This is a genomic window from Mesobacillus sp. QJM3NY_10 (assembly GCF_056173465.1).
This window is the reverse complement of sequence record NZ_CM149675.1, coordinates 2,196,109-2,215,584: the sequence shown is the minus strand read 5'-3', so window position 1 is coordinate 2,215,584 and position 19,476 is coordinate 2,196,109. Positions and strand designations below refer to the sequence as shown.

At 35.3% G+C, this 19,476-nt stretch carries 15 protein-coding genes; 2 read left to right on the top strand and 13 right to left on the bottom strand.

Annotation, left to right across the window (positions count from 1 at the left end; genetic code table 11):
- The first annotated feature begins 473 nt into the window (after nucleotides 1–473).
- On the top strand, nucleotides 474–1,130 hold the full coding sequence (locus AC0VX7_RS11145; protein ID WP_475427881.1) for a hypothetical protein: 657 nt from the start codon (nucleotides 474–476) through the stop codon (nucleotides 1,128–1,130).
- A gap of 80 nt (nucleotides 1,131–1,210) precedes the next feature.
- Here AC0VX7_RS11145 and AC0VX7_RS11140 read toward each other — a convergent pair whose 3' ends face one another.
- The 3 genes from AC0VX7_RS11140 to AC0VX7_RS11130 form a co-directional block, all read right to left on the bottom strand.
- Nucleotides 1,211–2,485 (bottom strand): HEPN domain-containing protein, encoded by a 1,275-nt coding sequence (locus tag AC0VX7_RS11140; protein WP_475427880.1) that lies wholly within the window; start codon nucleotides 2,483–2,485, stop codon nucleotides 1,211–1,213.
- On the bottom strand, nucleotides 2,478–3,611 hold the full coding sequence (locus AC0VX7_RS11135; protein WP_475427879.1) for a GmrSD restriction endonuclease domain-containing protein: 1,134 nt from the start codon (nucleotides 3,609–3,611) through the stop codon (nucleotides 2,478–2,480). Before AC0VX7_RS11135 ends, AC0VX7_RS11140 begins: the two co-directional genes overlap by 8 nt.
- A 291-nt stretch (nucleotides 3,612–3,902) precedes the next feature.
- Nucleotides 3,903–5,744 (bottom strand): DNA/RNA helicase domain-containing protein, encoded by a 1,842-nt coding sequence (locus tag AC0VX7_RS11130; protein ID WP_475427878.1) that lies wholly within the window; start codon nucleotides 5,742–5,744, stop codon nucleotides 3,903–3,905.
- Between the two features lie 128 nt (nucleotides 5,745–5,872).
- Between AC0VX7_RS11130 and AC0VX7_RS11125 the strand changes: the two genes are divergently transcribed.
- On the top strand, nucleotides 5,873–6,733 hold the full coding sequence (locus AC0VX7_RS11125; RefSeq protein WP_475427877.1) for an HNH endonuclease: 861 nt from the start codon (nucleotides 5,873–5,875) through the stop codon (nucleotides 6,731–6,733).
- Nucleotides 6,734–6,891: 158 nt separating this feature from the next.
- Here AC0VX7_RS11125 and AC0VX7_RS11120 read toward each other — a convergent pair whose 3' ends face one another.
- The 10 genes from AC0VX7_RS11120 to AC0VX7_RS11075 form a co-directional block, all read right to left on the bottom strand.
- Nucleotides 6,892–8,187 carry an McrC family protein gene (locus AC0VX7_RS11120; protein ID WP_475427876.1) on the bottom strand — a complete coding sequence of 432 codons (1,296 nt, stop codon included), beginning with the start codon at nucleotides 8,185–8,187 and terminating at the stop codon, nucleotides 6,892–6,894.
- 12 nt (nucleotides 8,188–8,199) lie between these two features.
- Complete coding sequence (locus tag AC0VX7_RS11115) at nucleotides 8,200–11,232, bottom strand: AAA family ATPase (RefSeq protein WP_475427875.1); 3,033 nt, start codon at nucleotides 11,230–11,232, stop codon at nucleotides 8,200–8,202.
- A 206-nt stretch (nucleotides 11,233–11,438) separates the two neighbouring features.
- Entirely contained in the window at nucleotides 11,439–11,672 is a 234-nt protein-coding gene (locus AC0VX7_RS11110; protein ID WP_475427874.1) for a hypothetical protein, read from the bottom strand.
- Between the two features lie 22 nt (nucleotides 11,673–11,694).
- Nucleotides 11,695–12,024 (bottom strand): helix-turn-helix transcriptional regulator, encoded by a 330-nt coding sequence (locus AC0VX7_RS11105; protein ID WP_475427873.1) that lies wholly within the window; start codon nucleotides 12,022–12,024, stop codon nucleotides 11,695–11,697.
- Nucleotides 12,025–14,087: 2,063 nt separating this feature from the next.
- Nucleotides 14,088–15,599, bottom strand: coding sequence for an ATP-binding protein (locus AC0VX7_RS11100; RefSeq protein WP_475427872.1), 1,512 nt, complete (start codon nucleotides 15,597–15,599; stop codon nucleotides 14,088–14,090).
- A gap of 268 nt (nucleotides 15,600–15,867) precedes the next feature.
- Nucleotides 15,868–16,137: a hypothetical protein gene (locus AC0VX7_RS11095; RefSeq protein WP_475427871.1), complete on the bottom strand. Its 270-nt coding sequence runs from the start codon at nucleotides 16,135–16,137 to the stop codon at nucleotides 15,868–15,870.
- Between the two features lie 243 nt (nucleotides 16,138–16,380).
- Nucleotides 16,381–16,623, bottom strand: coding sequence for a hypothetical protein (locus AC0VX7_RS11090; protein WP_475427870.1), 243 nt, complete (start codon nucleotides 16,621–16,623; stop codon nucleotides 16,381–16,383).
- Between the two features lie 16 nt (nucleotides 16,624–16,639).
- Nucleotides 16,640–16,948, bottom strand: coding sequence for a helix-turn-helix domain-containing protein (locus tag AC0VX7_RS11085; RefSeq protein WP_475427869.1), 309 nt, complete (start codon nucleotides 16,946–16,948; stop codon nucleotides 16,640–16,642).
- Nucleotides 16,949–17,206: 258 nt separating this feature from the next.
- Nucleotides 17,207–18,298 (bottom strand): ABC transporter permease, encoded by a 1,092-nt coding sequence (locus AC0VX7_RS11080; protein WP_475427868.1) that lies wholly within the window; start codon nucleotides 18,296–18,298, stop codon nucleotides 17,207–17,209.
- Nucleotides 18,295–19,221 carry an ABC transporter ATP-binding protein gene (locus AC0VX7_RS11075; RefSeq protein ID WP_475427867.1) on the bottom strand — a complete coding sequence of 309 codons (927 nt, stop codon included), beginning with the start codon at nucleotides 19,219–19,221 and terminating at the stop codon, nucleotides 18,295–18,297. Before AC0VX7_RS11075 ends, AC0VX7_RS11080 begins: the two co-directional genes overlap by 4 nt.
- Nucleotides 19,222–19,476 lie beyond the last annotated feature (255 nt).

The following is a 19,476-nucleotide window of genomic DNA, read 5'->3' as shown; positions in this document are numbered from 1 at the left end:
ACAGAGAGCAATTGTGTTAAATATCAAGTCCTCATCACCTAGTGATAGCCATCAATATGATGGGCATGTAAATGCAGATCACCTTTTTTAGATATGGATCCGGTCGCTCACATAATTGACTATTGCCATTATCCTACCACTTTGCAAACTCATCAAGTCATTGTGATAGAAGAAATCTTCGTCCCAACGGTCCTCATCTAGCGATTTTGTATGATTGGATACTAATACTAATGTGTTTGTCTCATGGCACTTTCTCATACAACCTTGCGAGCGCACTTGAAAATATTTGTTAATTGTTTTTTATCTAGCGATATTCCCGGTTTTAATTGTAGAATGCTCATTATTACACCAACCATTTTATCGTTTTATTGATTAATCATAGCAAAATATCATATACATATGGTATTTTTTTCTTATTAGAAGATATATTTATAAAAAAAGGGATTTAGTAATAAAAGAAAGGGTTTATACTTATGATTAATACAATTGGAAAAAAAATTTACGAAATAGGTCAACAAGTCACTAATTGTCAATTCAACTGTCAAGATGCCCATCAGTCAAATCCGCATCAAGGAATTATTCCTCGATGTTTAATTTGGGATGAAAATAAACGAAGTATAGAGGAAGAAGGATGTATAGTTGTAGGATTAAATCCAGGTAGAATGAAAAATAGAGAGAAAAATTTTTATATAGAGCATGGAGGGGCAACTTACGATCTTTTTCTTAACCATTGGAATAGTAATTATGACAAACCTGGTTTTTACTTTAAATTAAGAAACATGGTAACACAATTTGGTATAAACGGACCAATCTTATGGACAGAATTAGCAAAATGCGAATGTAAAAAAGACGTTCGAAGTTTAAGCATACAAACTTTTCGTACTTGCTCTAAAATGTATTTACAAGAGGAATTAAAACATCTACCGGAAAATTGGATAATCTTTGCTATATCCAGAGAAGTTTATACTGCCTTGTCATACCTTTACGGTAATAGAACAATTATAGGAATCCCTCATCCAACTGGGTCCTATGGACATTTTGCAAAATTGTTTAATAATAGTATTTTAGATCGACGATATCAGAAGGAAAGAGTCATCGCAGGGACATCAAAATGGATTACGGAAATGTAAGACAGCAATTTTCAATGAAAATGCTCTCATACATAGAAAAAGGAGAGTGGAATAAATTATTCCCACTCTTTTTTGTACATTTACTTTGTAGTCTGAGGAGTTGAATCATGTAAAAGTTTTAATATTGCTTTTTTGGCTTTACCCTCTAAATTATCATCTTTTATTTTTTCAATATCTTGAATACTAACCCTATTATATCTTTGTCCAGATAGCTTAATAATTCTCTCGAAAATTCTTAATTCTTTGAGATTATTGTAGTTGACTTGATAGTCATCAGGACTTTCACAAAGATAATAAACAATTTTTCCAAGAGCTAATTCTATTTCGTTCCAAGTTTCTAAAGTTTCTAATAGATCATTATATTGATAAATTGAAATAACTTTCAAAATAGCCATCATATGCTCTCTTGGCAACTCAATTAATACATCCAAATTTTTGATTTTTTTTACTATCAGTTCCGATAATAACTCTCCAAGTATGCTTAATTCATCTTCCTTTATAAGATCATTGGATAAATGCTTTAATGATTTCAATGAATTAAAAAACAAGGCCTTGAAATTTAGAGGAGTATTCTGTGTCTGTACCTCTATTAATAAATTTAACCTGTCTGCTGCATCAAGTTTAGGTAGCGAGTATGATATGATTTTAATTACTTCAACCCAAACACTTTGTTTTTCAGTATATTCCTTTTCCTCTAAACACGAACATAGAGCTATTGAAAAGTTATATAAAGTTGTAATGGAGTGTATGTTTCTGGATAGCACCTCCATTAAAAATTCTGGTTCATATCTTACTAAAAATGATTTTAAGTCTTGTATAGAATAACTATCTTCATTCACCATGTTGATTAGAATTTGTTCTTCATTTTGTACAACCGCATCAAGAATCTCCATAATTTTATAAGCTTTCCAAAAATATAGTATAATACTATCAATACTTATACTGGTATTTTTACCATGAGCAAAGGAATTTCTTGCTTCATTTAAAGAATCTAATGAAGTTAATAATGATGGATCCGTTTCTTTTTCACTTTGAACACTTCTTTTAAATCTATAAGACCATTCATTGTCTATTTTCCTCAGTAATTGATAGATGTTACTATAACTCGGGTTTTTTGAACTATCTCTTATTTCTTTATCTATGTACTGTTTTACTCTTTCACTTGCATTAAATTCGAATGCATCGGCAATAATTGTTTTAAAAGCTAACTCAATAGAACCACTAACTTTAATTACACAATACTTTACCAGGTAAGGATTCTTGCTATTAAATTTATCTTGATTAATAAAAGTATTAATAATATCTAATTCGTCCTTACAATCACTAAGGATTTCTTTAGCTGTTGTATTATACATAAGAAACCCCATATAAATATTTTGATGCTAAATTAATCCTACCGTTTATATGTTCAATTCGTGTTGTTCTCTCACTAATATACTTTTTAAATTCATCATTTTTAAGGAGTGCAAGTCTTTTCTCAGACAATTCCTCTGAGTTAATATCACTAATGGCTCCTCTTTCTATGGCATTTGCAGTAGCAATAGCGATTGCATCATATATAGTCGGGTGAAATCTAGGGACGAATTCTTCACCTTTTGCATTGAGATTATGAAATGCATTTTCACCAAGATTTTCATAGATAAATTGAATTGTATTTAAGAAAAGATTTCTAAAGCTGTCTATGGATTCCGTTGAATTATTTTCTGCTTTTCCCATAAAAAGATTTAGGGTTTTTTTCAAGGATATTTGTGTTGTCTCTTCTTTCTTAACATCTTCTGACTTTAATGTGAAAAACCTTAATATTAATTCTATGTCTTTCATTCTTGGTTCAAAAACTAAGCTACCGTACAAAGATCTCCATTTCGGGAATTTATTAAGATCAATCAGTAATTCATTAACTTTATTATGATAAACGCAATTCCTTATTTCTTGTGGCATAAGGGTTCTTCCACCAGTATTAATACGTTCAAAAACCTGATATAAACTAGTATCCGAATTATATGGGTGTTTCTGTTCAAAAATAATTGCATGAATTGTTGTACTTCGAATTCTTTTTTGTTCTTCTTTTGAAAGTTGTTGGTAAGATTTACCTCTCCATCTCTCGTTTATTTTTGATGAATTCGATAATTTGAATACTGATTTATCTTTTTGAAAAATTCCTTTTACAAAATCAAATACAGTCATAATCCTTTGATAACCATCTACAATTAGTTTGTCTTCACCAACTTTAGCTAAGAATATACTAGGAACAGGCAAACCCATTAAAAGGGTTTCAATGAATCTACTTGCTTCAGATTTATCCCACACATAGTGTCTTTGCATTTCTGGTTTTAATAGTTCGTCTTCCTCATACATGGTAATAAGTTCTCTAAAAGATAAATCAGCTCCCCAAGAGTTAATATTAAATAAATCATCATCTGAATAATCATCTTCTCGCTCACTCTCAATATCTACAATGTTAGTATCTTTTATTTCTATCAATTTTTTCTCCTCCATCAATAAAAAATATTTTGACCATTTATAACAAATTATAGCAAAAAATTGAAATAACATAGAAAAGTAATCTTTAATTCCTATTTCTAAGTAGACAAAATAATAACATGTCTTAACTTTACGTGACTGAGAATACTCAATTCTAATACACGAACTTCTTTTGCCTTTTGTATCGTAAAATTTTTTTGATTAAAATACAAATAGTACCCTAATTAGATGTGCTTGTTTAACCATTGCATAATAATTATTCTTATTTTGTTAGATTAAGGAAATTCAAATCTAACCTAATGTTTTAAAGAATTTGATGGTCTCTAACGAAATTTGATCGTGGGGTATAAAAATAAATAAACCAACCCGTCCCCTAGAAAGCAAAACCCGATAAATATTCCTAACCGTTCTCTCCTTATCCTGATATGCCTTCGTCGGCCTGACTGTCCATTGGCCATTTTCCAATAGGAAATCACCACCAAAATAAAGAACCGGAATATTTAGTTCAAGTCCTTGGCAAACAAATTCTGTTGCAATTGCATCAAATTCAGATGAATCCTTTAGGTACCATCTCCCTATTGTTTCTATTGAGTCTGATTGTTGTATCATTCTTGCTTGGCCAAGGTGTAATTGATGATCCCTTAATCGTATATTAGATGATGAAATTAACCCATAAAAATAATCCCCTGTGTCTCGTGCATGTGCTTCTAAATAATCCCTTGCACTTTCCAGGTTATCAACCAAATGAATAAAATAACCCTGTTCTTGAAGCCTTTGGTATTCAACTTTTGCCACTGCCAGATTGGCATCTAATACCGCCTCAATAAAAGGCGAAGTATCTATAAAGTTTGATCTTATAGAAGTATCTAGATGCAGGTCGTCTAAATATATAACATTCGGTAGATGGCTTATCTTTTTCTTTAATATTGATGGTGCATAGATCTCCCAGTCGTAATACTCTGGTTTCTCAATCACTTTGACCCATGTTTCAAATTCGTCTTCTTCTCCTTTATAAATGCTTTGGCCAAATCCTATAGAAGCCACTACATTTGTAAAACCGCGCTGAGATGCTGCAACTTCTTGAACTTTTAGAATGAGTTCAGGTTCGCTCATTCCATATGAAGCACCCATTTGCTCTTCGTTCCAGGCACGCTGGGCTTCATCAAATAAAATGGTTGCTGGTATTTTTGTATTGGCAAACGGGTGTTTTTTATAGCGATCAAAGAATGTCTTTTTATAAGCTAGTACTCCCTTAATTAAGGCATCTCCATCTGCACCAGTATTTACATTCGTTAAAATATACGACAAGACTTTTTCTAGAGGGCCATTACCCGTTAAAAACACAGCATTAAATCCTACTTGGTTCAATTTATAAAGAGTATGTAATAATGCTAGGGTCTTTCCTGCTCCTGGAACACCGGTTAAAAAGATTAGTCGTTTTTTATTATGTAATTCAGCGGTTAGTTTATATAGTGTGTCCAGTACATTTTGTAGCTCATGCTCTGAGATGTTTTTGATCATAGAAAGATCATCTTTTCTAAACATATTATAAGTTGCTTTTAATACATTTTTTGAAGGTTCATAGGAGGAATTAGCCCAAACTATTGAATTAGCTTTGTCTAATACATCCCCTAAATTTAGCTGATCTAAAAAATCAATTAATCCACTTCCCTTAATTAAAGTATAACCATCACATGGTTCTACATGGTTCTCTTTGTTAGTGGTTAGAATTAACGCTCCATTTACATTGAAACCCTTCTTATGTGTTTCATCATGATAACGACGAAGGAAATTTAAATAGCCCCGAAGCTGATCGACATCCTGTACTAAACTAATATCTTTTCTTTTAAACTCTAAAACCATAACACTTCCATCAAATAGCATAATAACGTCTGGTCGACGATAGTTTGTAAATGGTAAGCAATATTCGAAAAGCAAAACACCTTCATCGTATTTGTTCGTATTCTTGAATTCATTATTTAAATAGTCATAGCAGTCCCCCCATGATTTTTTCTGTGACGTACTATACCTTAAATCAAGGCTTTCCGTAAATTTACCTAACCCTTGTACGAACTGGTTCCTCGGCATGTCCTTCAGCTGCCTTACCGAAATCTCTACAAACTCCTTATACATTTTTTGCATCCTCTCCAAAGGTATTTTTATCTATTGAATCCATTGCATTCTACTGAGTTTATAAAATACTATATTATGTATTCTTTAATTATAGTAAAATTATGACAAACACGTATAGGGGGACAACTATGAATATTTCTCTTAAGTCTGGTACAGTTTTAAACAATGAACAATTAACAAGCATTTTTTTATGCGCACCACAAGGTGGTATGCGACGCTCTCACCGAACCAATACACTTGTATTAGTATCGGATCAAACAGGCATTTACAAAGACCGTATTGAAAATGGGATTTTTTATTATACAGGTATGGGTCAGACAGGAGACCAGACCCTTACTAGTCAAAACAAAACTTTAGCTGAATCAAATAAAAATGGAGTCGAAGTCCACTTTTTCGAAGTATTTAAACCAAGGGAATACACATATCAAGGCATAGTAGAATTAGCGGGAAGTCCATATACCGAACAGCAACCAGATGTTAATGGTAACATCCGTGATGTCTGGATATTCCCACTCCGTGTTGTAAACGGGGATACAGATATTATTGAAGAAATTGAACGTTTAGAGGAAGAATTAGAGCAAGATGAGACAATTGACAAAACTGAAAAAGAAAGAATTGTAAAGTCCCGAATTGGACAATCGAAATTCAAACAAAAGCTCCTTGCTAAGTCAAATCAATGCGCCTTATGCGGAGTAAACGATGAACGCTTTTTGATAGCAAGTCATATTAAACCATGGAGCAAATCAACAAATGAAGAACGTTTGGACGTAAATAATGGATTGTTATTATGTCCGAATCATGACTCTGTTTTTGATAAGGGATTTATTTCATTTGACGGAGAGGGAAAGATCAAAATATCTAATGAAATAAATGATGCTGTTAAAGTCTTTATGAATATTAACCCTCAGTTAAAATTAATATTAAATGATCAACAAAAGCATTATATCCAATGGCATTACAGTAACAGATATAAACCCAATTTAATTTAGGAAAAAACTCTAAATATTTTATTAGTTTAAGCTTGTGGAGAAAGAGAATTTTCCACAGGCTTTTTTATGCTTTAAAAACGTGCTAACCAATCTAACAAATATCAAATGGCGCTTTTTCAATAAGAGCAGGTGACCTATATTCAGATCACCTCTCCTGATCATGTTAGCAACTTTTCCTTCAGTATCATTAGACTATCTTTAATATTTGTGACATCAACAAAAAACAAGCGAACTTTAGCTTCTACACTCTCCATTTCATCAAAAGATACAAAACTAATATCAGAGTCCTTCATTTCCTCGTTTACTGGATATAGCAGCCAGATTTCTGATGTCTTATATTTTTTAGAGTAAGCGTACATTTGATACATGTCTGCTTGGGAGATTCCATAGTTTTGGCGAGGTTGATTGCTGAGTGACTTCCATTTAGTATCTAAGACGATCGTACTTTGATCTTCACGTTTTATTACAAGATCGGGCCGCAAAGCAAACTTTTTAGGGCTATTAAATAAATAATAACCGGTGTCCTGAGTGGATATCTCCCAATTAAGATCGGCTAATACTCGCTTCATATGCTTAGCGACATAAGCTTCAAAGACTTTTTCCATTGGAAACAGTAGTGCACGTGCAGTTGTTTGACCGGAGAATGTCGTAAAGCTTTGATTCATTAAAAACACTTTTGACCAGCGCATCACTAGCTCGTAATCTTTGGTGTTCCGATCATTTACTACTTTTGAAAAATCTTTTGCATAATTGGTAGAAGCTTTGACCATTTCAAAATAAGGAAGTAGCTGTCTAATTCCCTTGACGTTGGATGAACTACTAGATAAGTTTAGCAATTTTAGCAAAGTCGCCTTAACCAAGCGATTCTCAGAACGATTGATGTCAAACTCATCAAATCTTACATAAAACCGTTCTTTATGAGTAAGGTTTTTTTTAATCTGTTCACCAACGATTAGCTTCCCTTTAAAGAATTTTAAGTTTTCCTCGACGGGTAAATACGCTGATCTTAATCCCTTTTTTATTAGGTTATTTACTTCTTGGATATACATATTTATGAAGATTTCATAAAGGTTCATTTTGTCCATTTTCAGATTAGCGTCATTAAATACCTTACTCGGAAAGTCTTTCATACTCCTAAGCATTCTTAAGAAAGTCTTTTTTGTATCCTCCATTTTATCGGATGATACCTTCGGAAGTATTTGCACCTGAAACCCATTTTTCATTTGAATAAGCCCAACATAGTTCTTAGCTTGAATGACCTTACCTACATTTTTTCGGACGCCAATCTTTAAAAAATCCATCGCCTCAGATTGGTCACTTTCATTAAACGATAAGATAAGGTTTTCAAGTTCAGCGAAAGTTTCTTTATTTAAATATTTGTATTGAGGATCATTTTCATAATCCTCATTACAGGTTATGGACTCAAACTCACGAACTTCCAACAGCTTGACCATTATTTCACCACTTTAATAAATCGATTTATAGCTCTCTGCTTGATAAAAAGCTTCTGTTTGAATGGAATATCTCTTTTCAGGTAGATCCATATCTATATTCCCTTTAAATATCTCTTTTTCATTGATTCTTTTATCAAGAATAAACTTATACTGAGCATCCTCTTTAGCGTTATCTCCTAATACGAGTTGAATTTTACTATAGTCCTCATAGAAATATTCTTGAAGTAATGGAATAATGCTATTCAAAAAGATCCCTGCAAGGTTAGTTAATGAAGGATCTACTGCCAGAGAAGTAAAATAAGCATGACCAATTGTATGCTCCCTATCGTATAAAAACTCGATGCGTTCATTAATTGTCTTTAGCATTTTCGGTACATCAATACCTTCTACATCTTGAAGGTTTAACGTTGTTAAAACATTTTCATCTGGCATCATTTCTATAAATTTAAATCTTCTCCTTAAGGCAGTATCCATCAGGGCAATAGACCGATCAGCTGTATTCATTGTACCGAGAATGAACACATTATTTGGTACTCCAAATTCTTCACCTGTATAAGGAAGAATGGCAGTTGTCGCTTCGTCTTCACCCAACCTTTTCGTTGTTTCAATTAAAGTGATCAGTTCTCCAAAGATTTTAGAAATGTTACCTCGGTTGATCTCATCAATAATGAATACAAAGGGCTCTTTACTTTCTTCCACCCTAATTGCATGATTAAGGGTGTATTTATCTATCAGATAGCTCACTTTTTTAAGATCCATTTTTCGTAACGGATAGATCGTTTTTCTGTCTAACTTTGTCTGTTTGTTTAGTTCATATACGTTCTCATCAATATACGTTGTGATCCATTGGACACTTCTTTTTCTAGGGTATTTCTGGTCAGAAGAATCGTAAACATAAGGTCCTGTGATCACTCCGATAGCGTCAATAGAAGTGTTGTTTTTCTGAACAAACACTAGATCTCCTTCCTGCATTTCTTCCTGGAAGTTCAACAAAATGCGACGCTCACTATTATTAATATTTTCCGTTTCCTCTGATACCATTTCATCTTCATTAGCCCAACCGATTTTAATATAACCATTCTCAAAACATTCCTTCTTAAGGTCTGTTTCTCCTGTTCCACCTAAAAGAACATTCCACACTATTGGACTTTCTCGGATTGCAAGTGAACTTGACTGAACCTTTATCTCTTTCGCTTTTTCGCAAAATTTCTTAAAAACTCCAGAAGAATATTCATACTGAATCTCAGATGACGCATCATTCCCCTGTTGGCTTATCACCGGCTTAATTCCTTCAATAAATTCTTCATATCCATAAGATTGATGAAATGTGGTAAAAGCAATTCGCCCTTCTTTTTTTAACTCTTCATAACGGTCCATGACATGCTGATACGGCATGTCTTTCAAAGACTTCAGACTAACTTTATCGCATACTGCTACTGCATAAAGTACTGTATGATAGGTTTTTCCCGTCCCAGGTGGTCCATATAAAATAGTATTAAGACTAAACTCTTGGCCTCCAATTGCTGGATTGGATAGCATAATTCCTTCATTCCCGTTCATATTAACCTCACCAATTGTGGCATGATAATAGGGTTCCAATTTTTTAAAAGCTGTTATAATTTGCTCAACAATATTATTTGTAAGTGCGTTTGCGTAAGGTCCCCCAATTCCAACCTCAGCTCTTATCTTTATTAACTCATTATTGTCGAGTAATCTAATAATCTCTTCTCTTGGGACATCCATAATTTCGTATTGATCCTTCTCTACCTCTACGCGATAGTAGATTTCAGGATCAGTTTTTTCCAAATAAATTAACCTATTATGTTTCTTGAAATCTTCCGGTGTGCACGCAGAATCTCTGGCTTCAACTGAGGTATAAAAATACACATGATTTTCTGTTTTCCAGGCAAACAAAGATAAGCTTGATTTACTTTCCTGGAATCCTTTTTTCTTAAATTCAATCCAGAAGTAATCTGGTACATTTTGCCCCTGATTTACCCAACTAGAACATGTTCCCATTACGTATTCCGGAAAGCTATGTGATACCCGTTTCCCCAATTCGATAAAGTTTTGACGAGCTCTCATTCCTGTTACTCTAAGTTCCTCCATATAGTTAGCCTGATCCTTAGCTTTATCTGGCTTTATGTAAGAAACCCCAGCATAACGCTCCAAGTATAGCTCAATAACCTCTAAGTCAATCTCTTTGTGAGCTTCTGTTATCAAATCTGCATATTCTCCTTCCACAAAATCCACTAACATTCCCACAGTAGTAAGTGCATTATCCAAAACCAATTCCATTTCAAAATCTAAATTATCTGGTCGCTCTTTAACTCCATTAAACTCTCCTGGTGCAGTTAACCTTTTTAATTTACTATGACCTTCTCTTAAAAAACGCCATGAGTGGTTTGAATGATCACCATTGCACCATTGTAAAATACGTGGAGGATCGACTCTTTTGGAGCTTATTCGCTCCGCAAGGTATTGTATTTCAGTGTTTTTATGGAAGTATGCTTCTTCACCAGATAAGTGTTGAAATTTAACCTTTCGATATGTAAGCAAGGCGGTTGCAATCCAAACTGCTGTCGGTACATCGTTCAATTTTTTCAGAACGATCGGGTCAGGATAATCTAAATCTGGGAAGGTTTCTTTTAATGCATCTGCCAACTCAGGCCTAAGTTTCCACTCAAAGTTTCCTCTTTGCCTGTCTCTAACCTCTTGTCCATAAAAAAGGATGTACCAAAAAACGTCGCCATCATTTCCATTTCTGGTTGGTAAATTTTCAATCCCAAGCTTCCTCGCAACCTTTTTCGCCAAATTTGTACCTAAGCCAACAAAATATTGAGCAGTATTACCCAGTTTTTCGCTAACTTCCTTACAAGTCGCTGCATGATTGTCAAAACTATAAAGACATTTCATATGTTCAAGGTTTCTTTCATCAAAAACCTCGGGATCCTGAAGAAGCTCCTTCCACTGTTCCTTTGATATGTTGACTTCATAATCGTAGTAACGCGGATAAACTTCATCGATTTTTTCCTGCAAATTCAATAATGTCACCTCTTTTGTAATCAATATAGATAAAACAAAAAGTTCAATTTGATTTTAAAAAGGTACTCCTATGTTAAATAGTACCATATTCCTTTAAACAAAAAATCACCACAAACGTTAATGTTCAACATTTGTGATGACCTTTAATTGATTTTAATTTCAATTTCAAGAACGGCTAATTGCGATATGATCTTATCTTTTTTATTTTACAGTTGATAAGCGTCTCGATACAATTCCAATAATGCTTTCTTCGCGGCGCTTCTCGCACTTCTTTTGTCAGTCCCTACTCCAATAGAATCCTTATAAGGTGGTTCTTCCTGGCATATCGTCACGACTACTTTAAAATGATCATTATACTTAATGATTTCCATTTCAAGTTCATCGTTGTATTCATTGGTGAACCTATTTACCCTTCGATCGACATATTCTATTGAATACATTTCGGTTCCTCCAACCTTTTATTTACTCATCATTTTTAGTATTCCGTTTCTTTTTAAGAATAACCTTCTTCTGTAATACTTCCTTGAGAGCTACATTGTAGTATTCTTGGTTCTCTTTTACTTCATAAATTACTTTCATGAGTTCATATGGTTTCAATTCTAAGGAAGCTGCCAAATTAAAGAAAGTCTCAAGTGAGGGCTTATATTGATCTCTTTCTAAATTGCTAATTGTTCTGCGGTCTTTATTGCTCAAGTCAGCTAAGTCTTCTTGATTAAGCAGTTGTTCTCTTCGCAGCTTTTCAATAATAATCTTACCTATAAAAATGGTCTGTTTGGTCTGTTCGTGATCCAAGGGAAAACTCCTTTTTAAGACCATTAGATAACTATTAATTAAATTGGAACACGCATATAATTAGACATTTGTTTCCCTAACACAACTTTTTTAAAGCTCATACTAAAAAGCGACAGTCTATAAACTGTCGCTATTATATATATATATTTAATGAAGACTCTTTATGTAGTTTAAATGCATGTCAGATATCACTATGTTTTCGGTAAATCCAAAAATATATCAGCCCTTACATGAACACACATTTCGTACTACCTAACCATTTTTCTGTTTAAACTCAATGTATCTTTCAAGGGTAAGACGGTAGTGATTTATAGAATTTGGAAATTCCAATAGTTTTCAAGTTGTTTAAATCCAGTTCTTTTCATAGTGTAATTTAAATATCATTTTTTCTTAAAATTAGATGATGAAGAAAAGTAAAAAAAGTCCCGAATCCATTGCATTAGCTCTAAAAGTCCAGCAAAAATGAGCCTCTCGACTGGCTGACGCAAATGTGTTTTATATTTACTAGCTCCGGTCCGAGCCGCTGGAGAATCTCGCACCCATACATGAGAATCTAGTTACTCAAAAATGCACATTGCTGGCGTTGGAGTGGCTTAAGAGCCATGTTTGTGTTTTGTTAATGTACAATCTCTATATTACGTAAAGGTCCCTCATGGACTTTGAGTACTATTCTAAAAAAAAAATTCCCACTAAAGTAGAAAAAAGAACTTTCAAAGTTCTTTTTTCTACTTTAGAAGGGAATCTTTGTATTACTTAAAGAATGTTATCTTTGCAACAACAAAAATCAAGCCAACAATAACTTTAGCTACAACATCAGCCCAAAATCTTTTAGAATTAACTGTACGTCTAAGTCTAGTGAAGAATGGTTTCATATTTACCCTCCACATTAATATTCGGCGTAGATGGGTAAGGGAAAAAGTCTATCATTTAGCCTTTTATTGTTTTTATACCACTCTTCACTTTACCTATTTATTATTTGCCAGTGTCATTACTGGTCTTTGAGTTTTATAGGATTTTAATTATTCTAGTGGATTTTAATTTTATTTAACGGCTTATTAGTTATTGTTTAGAAACAGTTCAAACCCTGTATCTCCACACCGTATATCTATTATAAATTATTTATTTTAATTATGCCCACTAAATTATTCCATTTGTATTTAAAATACTTTTTAAAATGGATAATTAATAATCAGGAGCAACATTTTCAGCATTACAATAATTGCTTTTTTCACGCGTCCTCCTGCTATTATTTTATCGGAGATCAAACCTTTTAAAGACCATTACAAACCTCTGGCATAAATTAGACCGCACCCAATCAGAATGGTCCGTTTCTGTTCCAAGGGTGATTCTCCTTTTTACCACCATTAGATACTTCTGGAGTAAAAATTAACCACGCACGATAATGAACATTTGTTTCCCTTATGCAACATCTTTCAATCCACACAGAAAAGCGACAGTCTATGAACTGCCGCTCTCGAACTATTTAATACATTTAAAGAAATATTGTCACCATTCCTGTCCGATTACATTTCTCCCAATCGATTATTTTCGTAAGAGTTTCCCCCTTCACCTTTTTTGATGTTGCTCTATTAAGCTATTTAAATAAGAAAGGCTAGGTTCTTTTTTTCAAGCCCGAGGAAATCTAAAAAACTTGATACCAAGTGATCCATTATGTGACATCCATTTAGTATATGTTCATTTTGGATATGGTGACGCACCCTATGCTACTAAGGAGACGGTGTTCCTATTGTATAAAACACTGGAATCTTTATCTTCCAAATACCAAATTTTTCATCATCTTACCAGGTATTAGAGTAAATTAATTATCTTCATGATGCTTTATTGTCCAAAACTACGACACTTAGAGGGAGCACAGTGTACGTCCCCTGCTCCTATGTCTTTCAAAACTACTTACTTTGCAGTAATCGGTTTTCTCCAGTCATAGTTTCCTTAATCAAGCATTTCCAGCAGCAATATCATCTTATAACTTCCTAAATTTGTTTTAAACTAAAAATCTGAATTTTATGAATATAAATACAAAACCACCCGAAGGTGGTAACTTGTTAGGCTTTTAATCCCAAGATAGCTAGTATTTCATCTTTGATTTCTTCTGGGGTTTCTGGGTTCATCAAGGTAGCCTTTACTTTTTTTGCCACTTCTAAAATACCGTCATAAGAAGGGGTGGAATGGTTTTCCATTTCTTCAGCATCTATTTCTGTCGAACCTTTTGATTGTGTTTCATATCCTGTTCGGGTTTCAATTCCAACGTGCGTTTGACCACTTGTATGGGTCGACTGTGGATGTCCCTTAGCCGTTTCCCCTTGTGTCCCCACATCTTGCCCCCCGGTTTTTTGTAAGGTTGTATTGGTCGGTCGAAGTGTTTCAACGTACGTCTTTTGACCTGTTCCCGTAGGTGTTGGCAGGATTGCCGTACCTGTTCGTTTTTTATTTTTTTCTTTTTCTTCTCTTTCCTTTATATCGACAATTTCTTTCATTTCCTTCAAGATATCATTTTTAATGATATCTCCGAGTTGTTCTTTCAGTTTGCTCGTAGGAAAAACATTTCCTTTTTGGAAATCCATCTTGATTTCATCATCTAGTTCCGATTTCACCACGACTTCCAAACGAAATCGGTTCAACGATGGATGTTTTTCTCCAAAAACAGGTGTCCATGAAACCGCTGATGCCACTTCACGGCCCTCACGCAAGAAATACAATCCTTGATTTGCCATGTTTATCGTCAATGGAACGATTTTTCCATCAATGAACTTACCTTGTTTCTCAGCTTTTGGTAAGACACCCGCCGATACTTCGATGAAGGTTGTTTTGATACTCCCGTTAGCTAGGGAATAATTTATGGGATATGTCTCTCGGTCACGGACAATAATGGTGTCCTTGTGTTGTCGCATTAATGGGTCAATGGCTTCGATATTTCTTCCTTTGTTATGAGTATTGCTGATGCTGAAGGCAACTCCTCTGCCTATATAGACCCGATACGTTTTTCCAATGTATTCTTCTAACTGGTTTGCCAATGTCTCCGCTTTGACACCTACACGGTCGCAGTTCTTTAAGATAATGACGGTACCTGAACGACTATTGCCCAATCTTTGGTTGAAATAGACAATTTCTTCTTCCTTCGCTTGTCGCACAGTGGTTTTAAAGCTTCCTTGCAATTCAATTTTATTCATATTGAACTCGCCATAAAAGATGTCACTATGACTAGCCTTTGAAAATATTTCCATTTGAGTCGTCATGGACAAGGCGGCCGTTTTCATACCCATTCCAAATTTACCCAGTTGGTCAATACCTATCTTCAATTCTTTCGCCAATGTCAATGCGTATTGAAGGGCACTTTCACTCATTCCTTTTCCATTGTCGACTATGGTAATCATGACTTTTCCGTTTTCTTGTTCCTGCACATGCACATCAATACGGTTTGCCCCTGCATCCACGGAATTGTCCAACAATTCGCCCATGGCTGTCATATTATTGAATCCAGAATTTCTTAACACACGAAGCAATCGTACATCAGGCGTTATATCAACTAAATGATTTCCTATAATGGTGTTTGTCATTGTTGCTGCATCCTCTCAAATTTCATAATATCTATTTTAGCACTTTAATTCACTAATTTATTTGGTAAATGTAACCCTTATATATCTCTGGTCTTCCGATTCAAAAATTACCCATTTTATCGTTTTTTGAATATTCTATTAAATTTAAAACATTTTATCTATTCTAATGATCTTCACTTTTTCTTATGCAATTCCAAAAAAATAACAGAGTTGCAGATTTACACAGAAAAGCGACAGTCTATGAACTGCCGCTACCGAACTATTTTTTTTACAAATTAAAGAAATCGAGTCCCCATTCCAATACAATCTCACTATAGATTTTCAGCGCTTCCTTGTATAATAAAGGACTAATCCCTAATCCCGTCGTTCTAAAGGACTCCATCTCTTCTTCCGTTAGTGTTGTTTCCCTCTTTTCATTAGGAAAGTATTGTTTTAAAACGAAGTTATTGATAGAAGTTGGCACATCGTTTACATAAGTAAAAATAAGAATATTTTTTAATACAAACGAGGTTTCCCAGTCGTTTGACTGCTTGATCAATGATTCCATCTCTTCCAGTTCCACTGGGACTAGGTTTAATGTCTTGTTTGGGCTTGGTGTTCGAGACACAGGGACGGTTCTTGTGTATCATTCGGGAATCAAAATATTTTATTATGAAATCTAAAAAGGCCTTATCCACCAAGGGATAAAGCTTTATGAAAATATAATCTACGCAAAGGCTTCACAGTGTGTAGAGTGTACCCAATAAATAATAATTTTGTTTGCATTAAACTAAATAGGTTACTAATTCTTTTCATCACCATATGCTTCCAAATACAAACCTTTCAACGCCTTCCAAGCCGCTCTCCTCGCACTCCTTTTATCAGTACCAATCCCAATACCATCCTTATAAGGCGGTTCTTCCTGGCATATGGTAACGACTACTTTATACTGATCCTGATATTTAATGATTTCCATCTCAATCTCATCATTGTACTCATTGATGAGCCGGGAGACGCTGCGGTCAATATACTTCAATGTATTCATATAGGGAGTCTCCGTTCTATTCGGGCCTATTGTTCTTTTTATTGATGATCTTTTTTTCTTTTATTACGCTTAGCAGTTCATTATAGTACTCCGCGTTTTCTGCTACTTTATCTATTTCCGTTACTAATTCTCCTGGCTTCATGTCAAGTGCAGCAGCCAACTTATAGATGGTTGGAAGTGTAGGATGATATTGGTCTCTCTCTAGGTCGCTTATTGTGTTTCGATCTTTTTGGCTGAAGTCGGCTAAATCCTCCTGGCTAAGAAGTTGTTGTTTTCGCAGTGCTTTAAGTATTTTTCCAACAATAATGGTCTCTTCTTTTTTCAAGGGAATGACTCCTTTTTAAGACCATTACAAACCTATTTTACAAATAGATACACGTAGATAACTAGGCGTTTGTTTCCTTAGCGCAACATTTTTTCTATTCTCATAGAAAAGCGGCAGTCAAGATAACTGCCGCAAATTTCTATTTCATATTTTTAGAAGGAAGCAAATGAAGAACCTCCTAATTAAATTCCAAATCAATTGAGATAAGCAGGTGTCTGGTTGTATTTTGCTAGAGAACCTATTCAACAACTCACTTTCCTACTCCCACTTAAACACATAACTTGCCACGATGAATCCGCCAATTAACCAACAACCGAGGATCAGTGTTTCTGTCCCCAATTGGAGGAATGGTGTACCGAGGTTCATCGTCTCTCTCAATGCGGAGCTCAAATGGGCGATTGGCAGGATTTTCACGATTGGCTGGATAATGTCTGGCATATTGTTAATCGGGAAGAACACTCCTCCAAGGAAAAGCATCGGGAAGGTGATGAATCCGGCAATCGGGCCTGCACTTTCTGGGTTTTTCGCGATTCCGGCGATAATGAAACCGAGTGCCATGAAAGCTAGTGTGCCAAGGATGATAAAGAAGATCAAGGCTAGCCAAGAACCAGTGACATTAATGCTGAAGACGAAATGAGCGATGAGGACGACGAGCAGTGCCTGGGTTCCATTGAGCAGGAGGCGGGCGGTGATTTGTGCGGCAATGAAGGTTGAGGCTTTTAGTCTCGTTCCTTGCATTCTCCGCAAAATTCCTCTTTCACGCCAGGCGGAGATTTGGCCTGCGACTCCGTTCATGTTGTTGCTCATGATCATCATGGCGACGATTCCTGGAACGAGGAAGTCCACATAACGGATGGTCAGTGCTTTTATTCCCACTTTTTCAATCGATACGACCGGCTCGTAGTCTGCAAGATCCTTGCTGTATTGATCAATGATTCCGTTCACAACTGTCAGGCCGAGCTCTGAGGTTGTGAGATTTTTTTCATTATAATAGACAGGCAGAGTTGAGGGTTCATTCTGCTCCTCCAGGTTGTTCTCGTATCCTTTCGGGATCTCCATGAACAACTGGATGTCTCCATTTTTCAGGGCTTCTTTTCCGCTTGAGACATTTTTGAACGTTATCGTCTCAAGACCTTCATTCTTGTTAAATCTTTCTGTTAAAACCTTTGAAGAATCACTTTGATCTGAGTCGATCAGCCCTACTGTTAGTGAAAGACTGCTATCGTTTCCGGCAAAAGTTCCAAGGGCCAGCATTAGAATGATCGGAAAAAGTAAGGTGAAGAACAAGACCTGCTTGTTTCGTGCAAAAATCCGTAATTGTGCCAGTGTTAGTTGCCAATAAGCTCTCATGATTCCCTGATGCTCCTTCCAGTCATATGGATGAATACATCCTCTAAAGTCGCTGATCGAGTCTGTAAATCCTCAATTTTGAACTGATATTCTGCAGATGCATGGATCAAGGAGGTCAAGGTTACTTGAACATCATCCGTATATAGCTGTACAAAGTTATCTTTGATCGAGACTTCATCGACAGCATCCATTTTCAAAAACCAGTCTTGCTCTGGTGGATTGCTCAAATGGAATTCTACAGAACTTGTTGACTGCAGTTTTTTTACGAGATTCATTGGTGTGTCGAGTGCGATCAATTTGCCCTGATCCATGATTCCGATGCGGTCACAGAGCACATGGGCTTCGTCCATATAATGTGTTGAGAGAATGATCGTTTTTCCCCGCTCTTTTAATCGGAGGACGATGTCCCAAAGAGTCCTTCTTGCCTGTGGATCCAGCCCGGTCGTTGGCTCATCGAGGAACACAATGTCAGGATCATGGATCAGTGCAAGTGCAATGGCAAGACGCTGCTTTTGCCCGCCTGATAGTCCTTTAATCCTGTCATTCCGCTTCTCCGTCAGCAGCATATCTTCGATTAGTCCATTGATATCCACGTGAGTCGGATAAAAGCTTCCATACAAATGCAGGATTTCTTCTACTTTTAACAATTCGAACAAAGAGGTGGACTGAAGCTGTACCCCGATTACCTCTTTGACTTTGTTCACTTCCTTGATTACATCGAAGCCCGATAATGTTGCGGTGCCTTCATCTGGCTTTCTCAGACCGACTAACATTTCAATCGTGGTCGTCTTGCCAGCACCATTCGGACCAAGCAGACCGAAAATTTCTCCTTTTTTAACTTGAAAAGAAACTCCATTAACAGCAGTAAAGCTGCCGTATCGTTTTTTCAATCCTTTTACATCTACTATACTCTCATTATTCATGACAAGCCTCCATTGAATGGCAGTTGTGATTAGTTTGATATCATTATTTCGCGCGACTCCATTTGGAATCAACTTATTTTCCAAGGTCCCTATTTAAATTCCATAAAAAGATTTGTATTCCTTCAATGACTCATCTCAAATGATATTGAAGAAACTACATTAACATGAAAATAATTATATTAAATTTGGAGAGACTGCAGTTTCAACTTGGGAAGGTTGCAATTGAAGTCTTATTATCGGGCTGTTAAATACGTC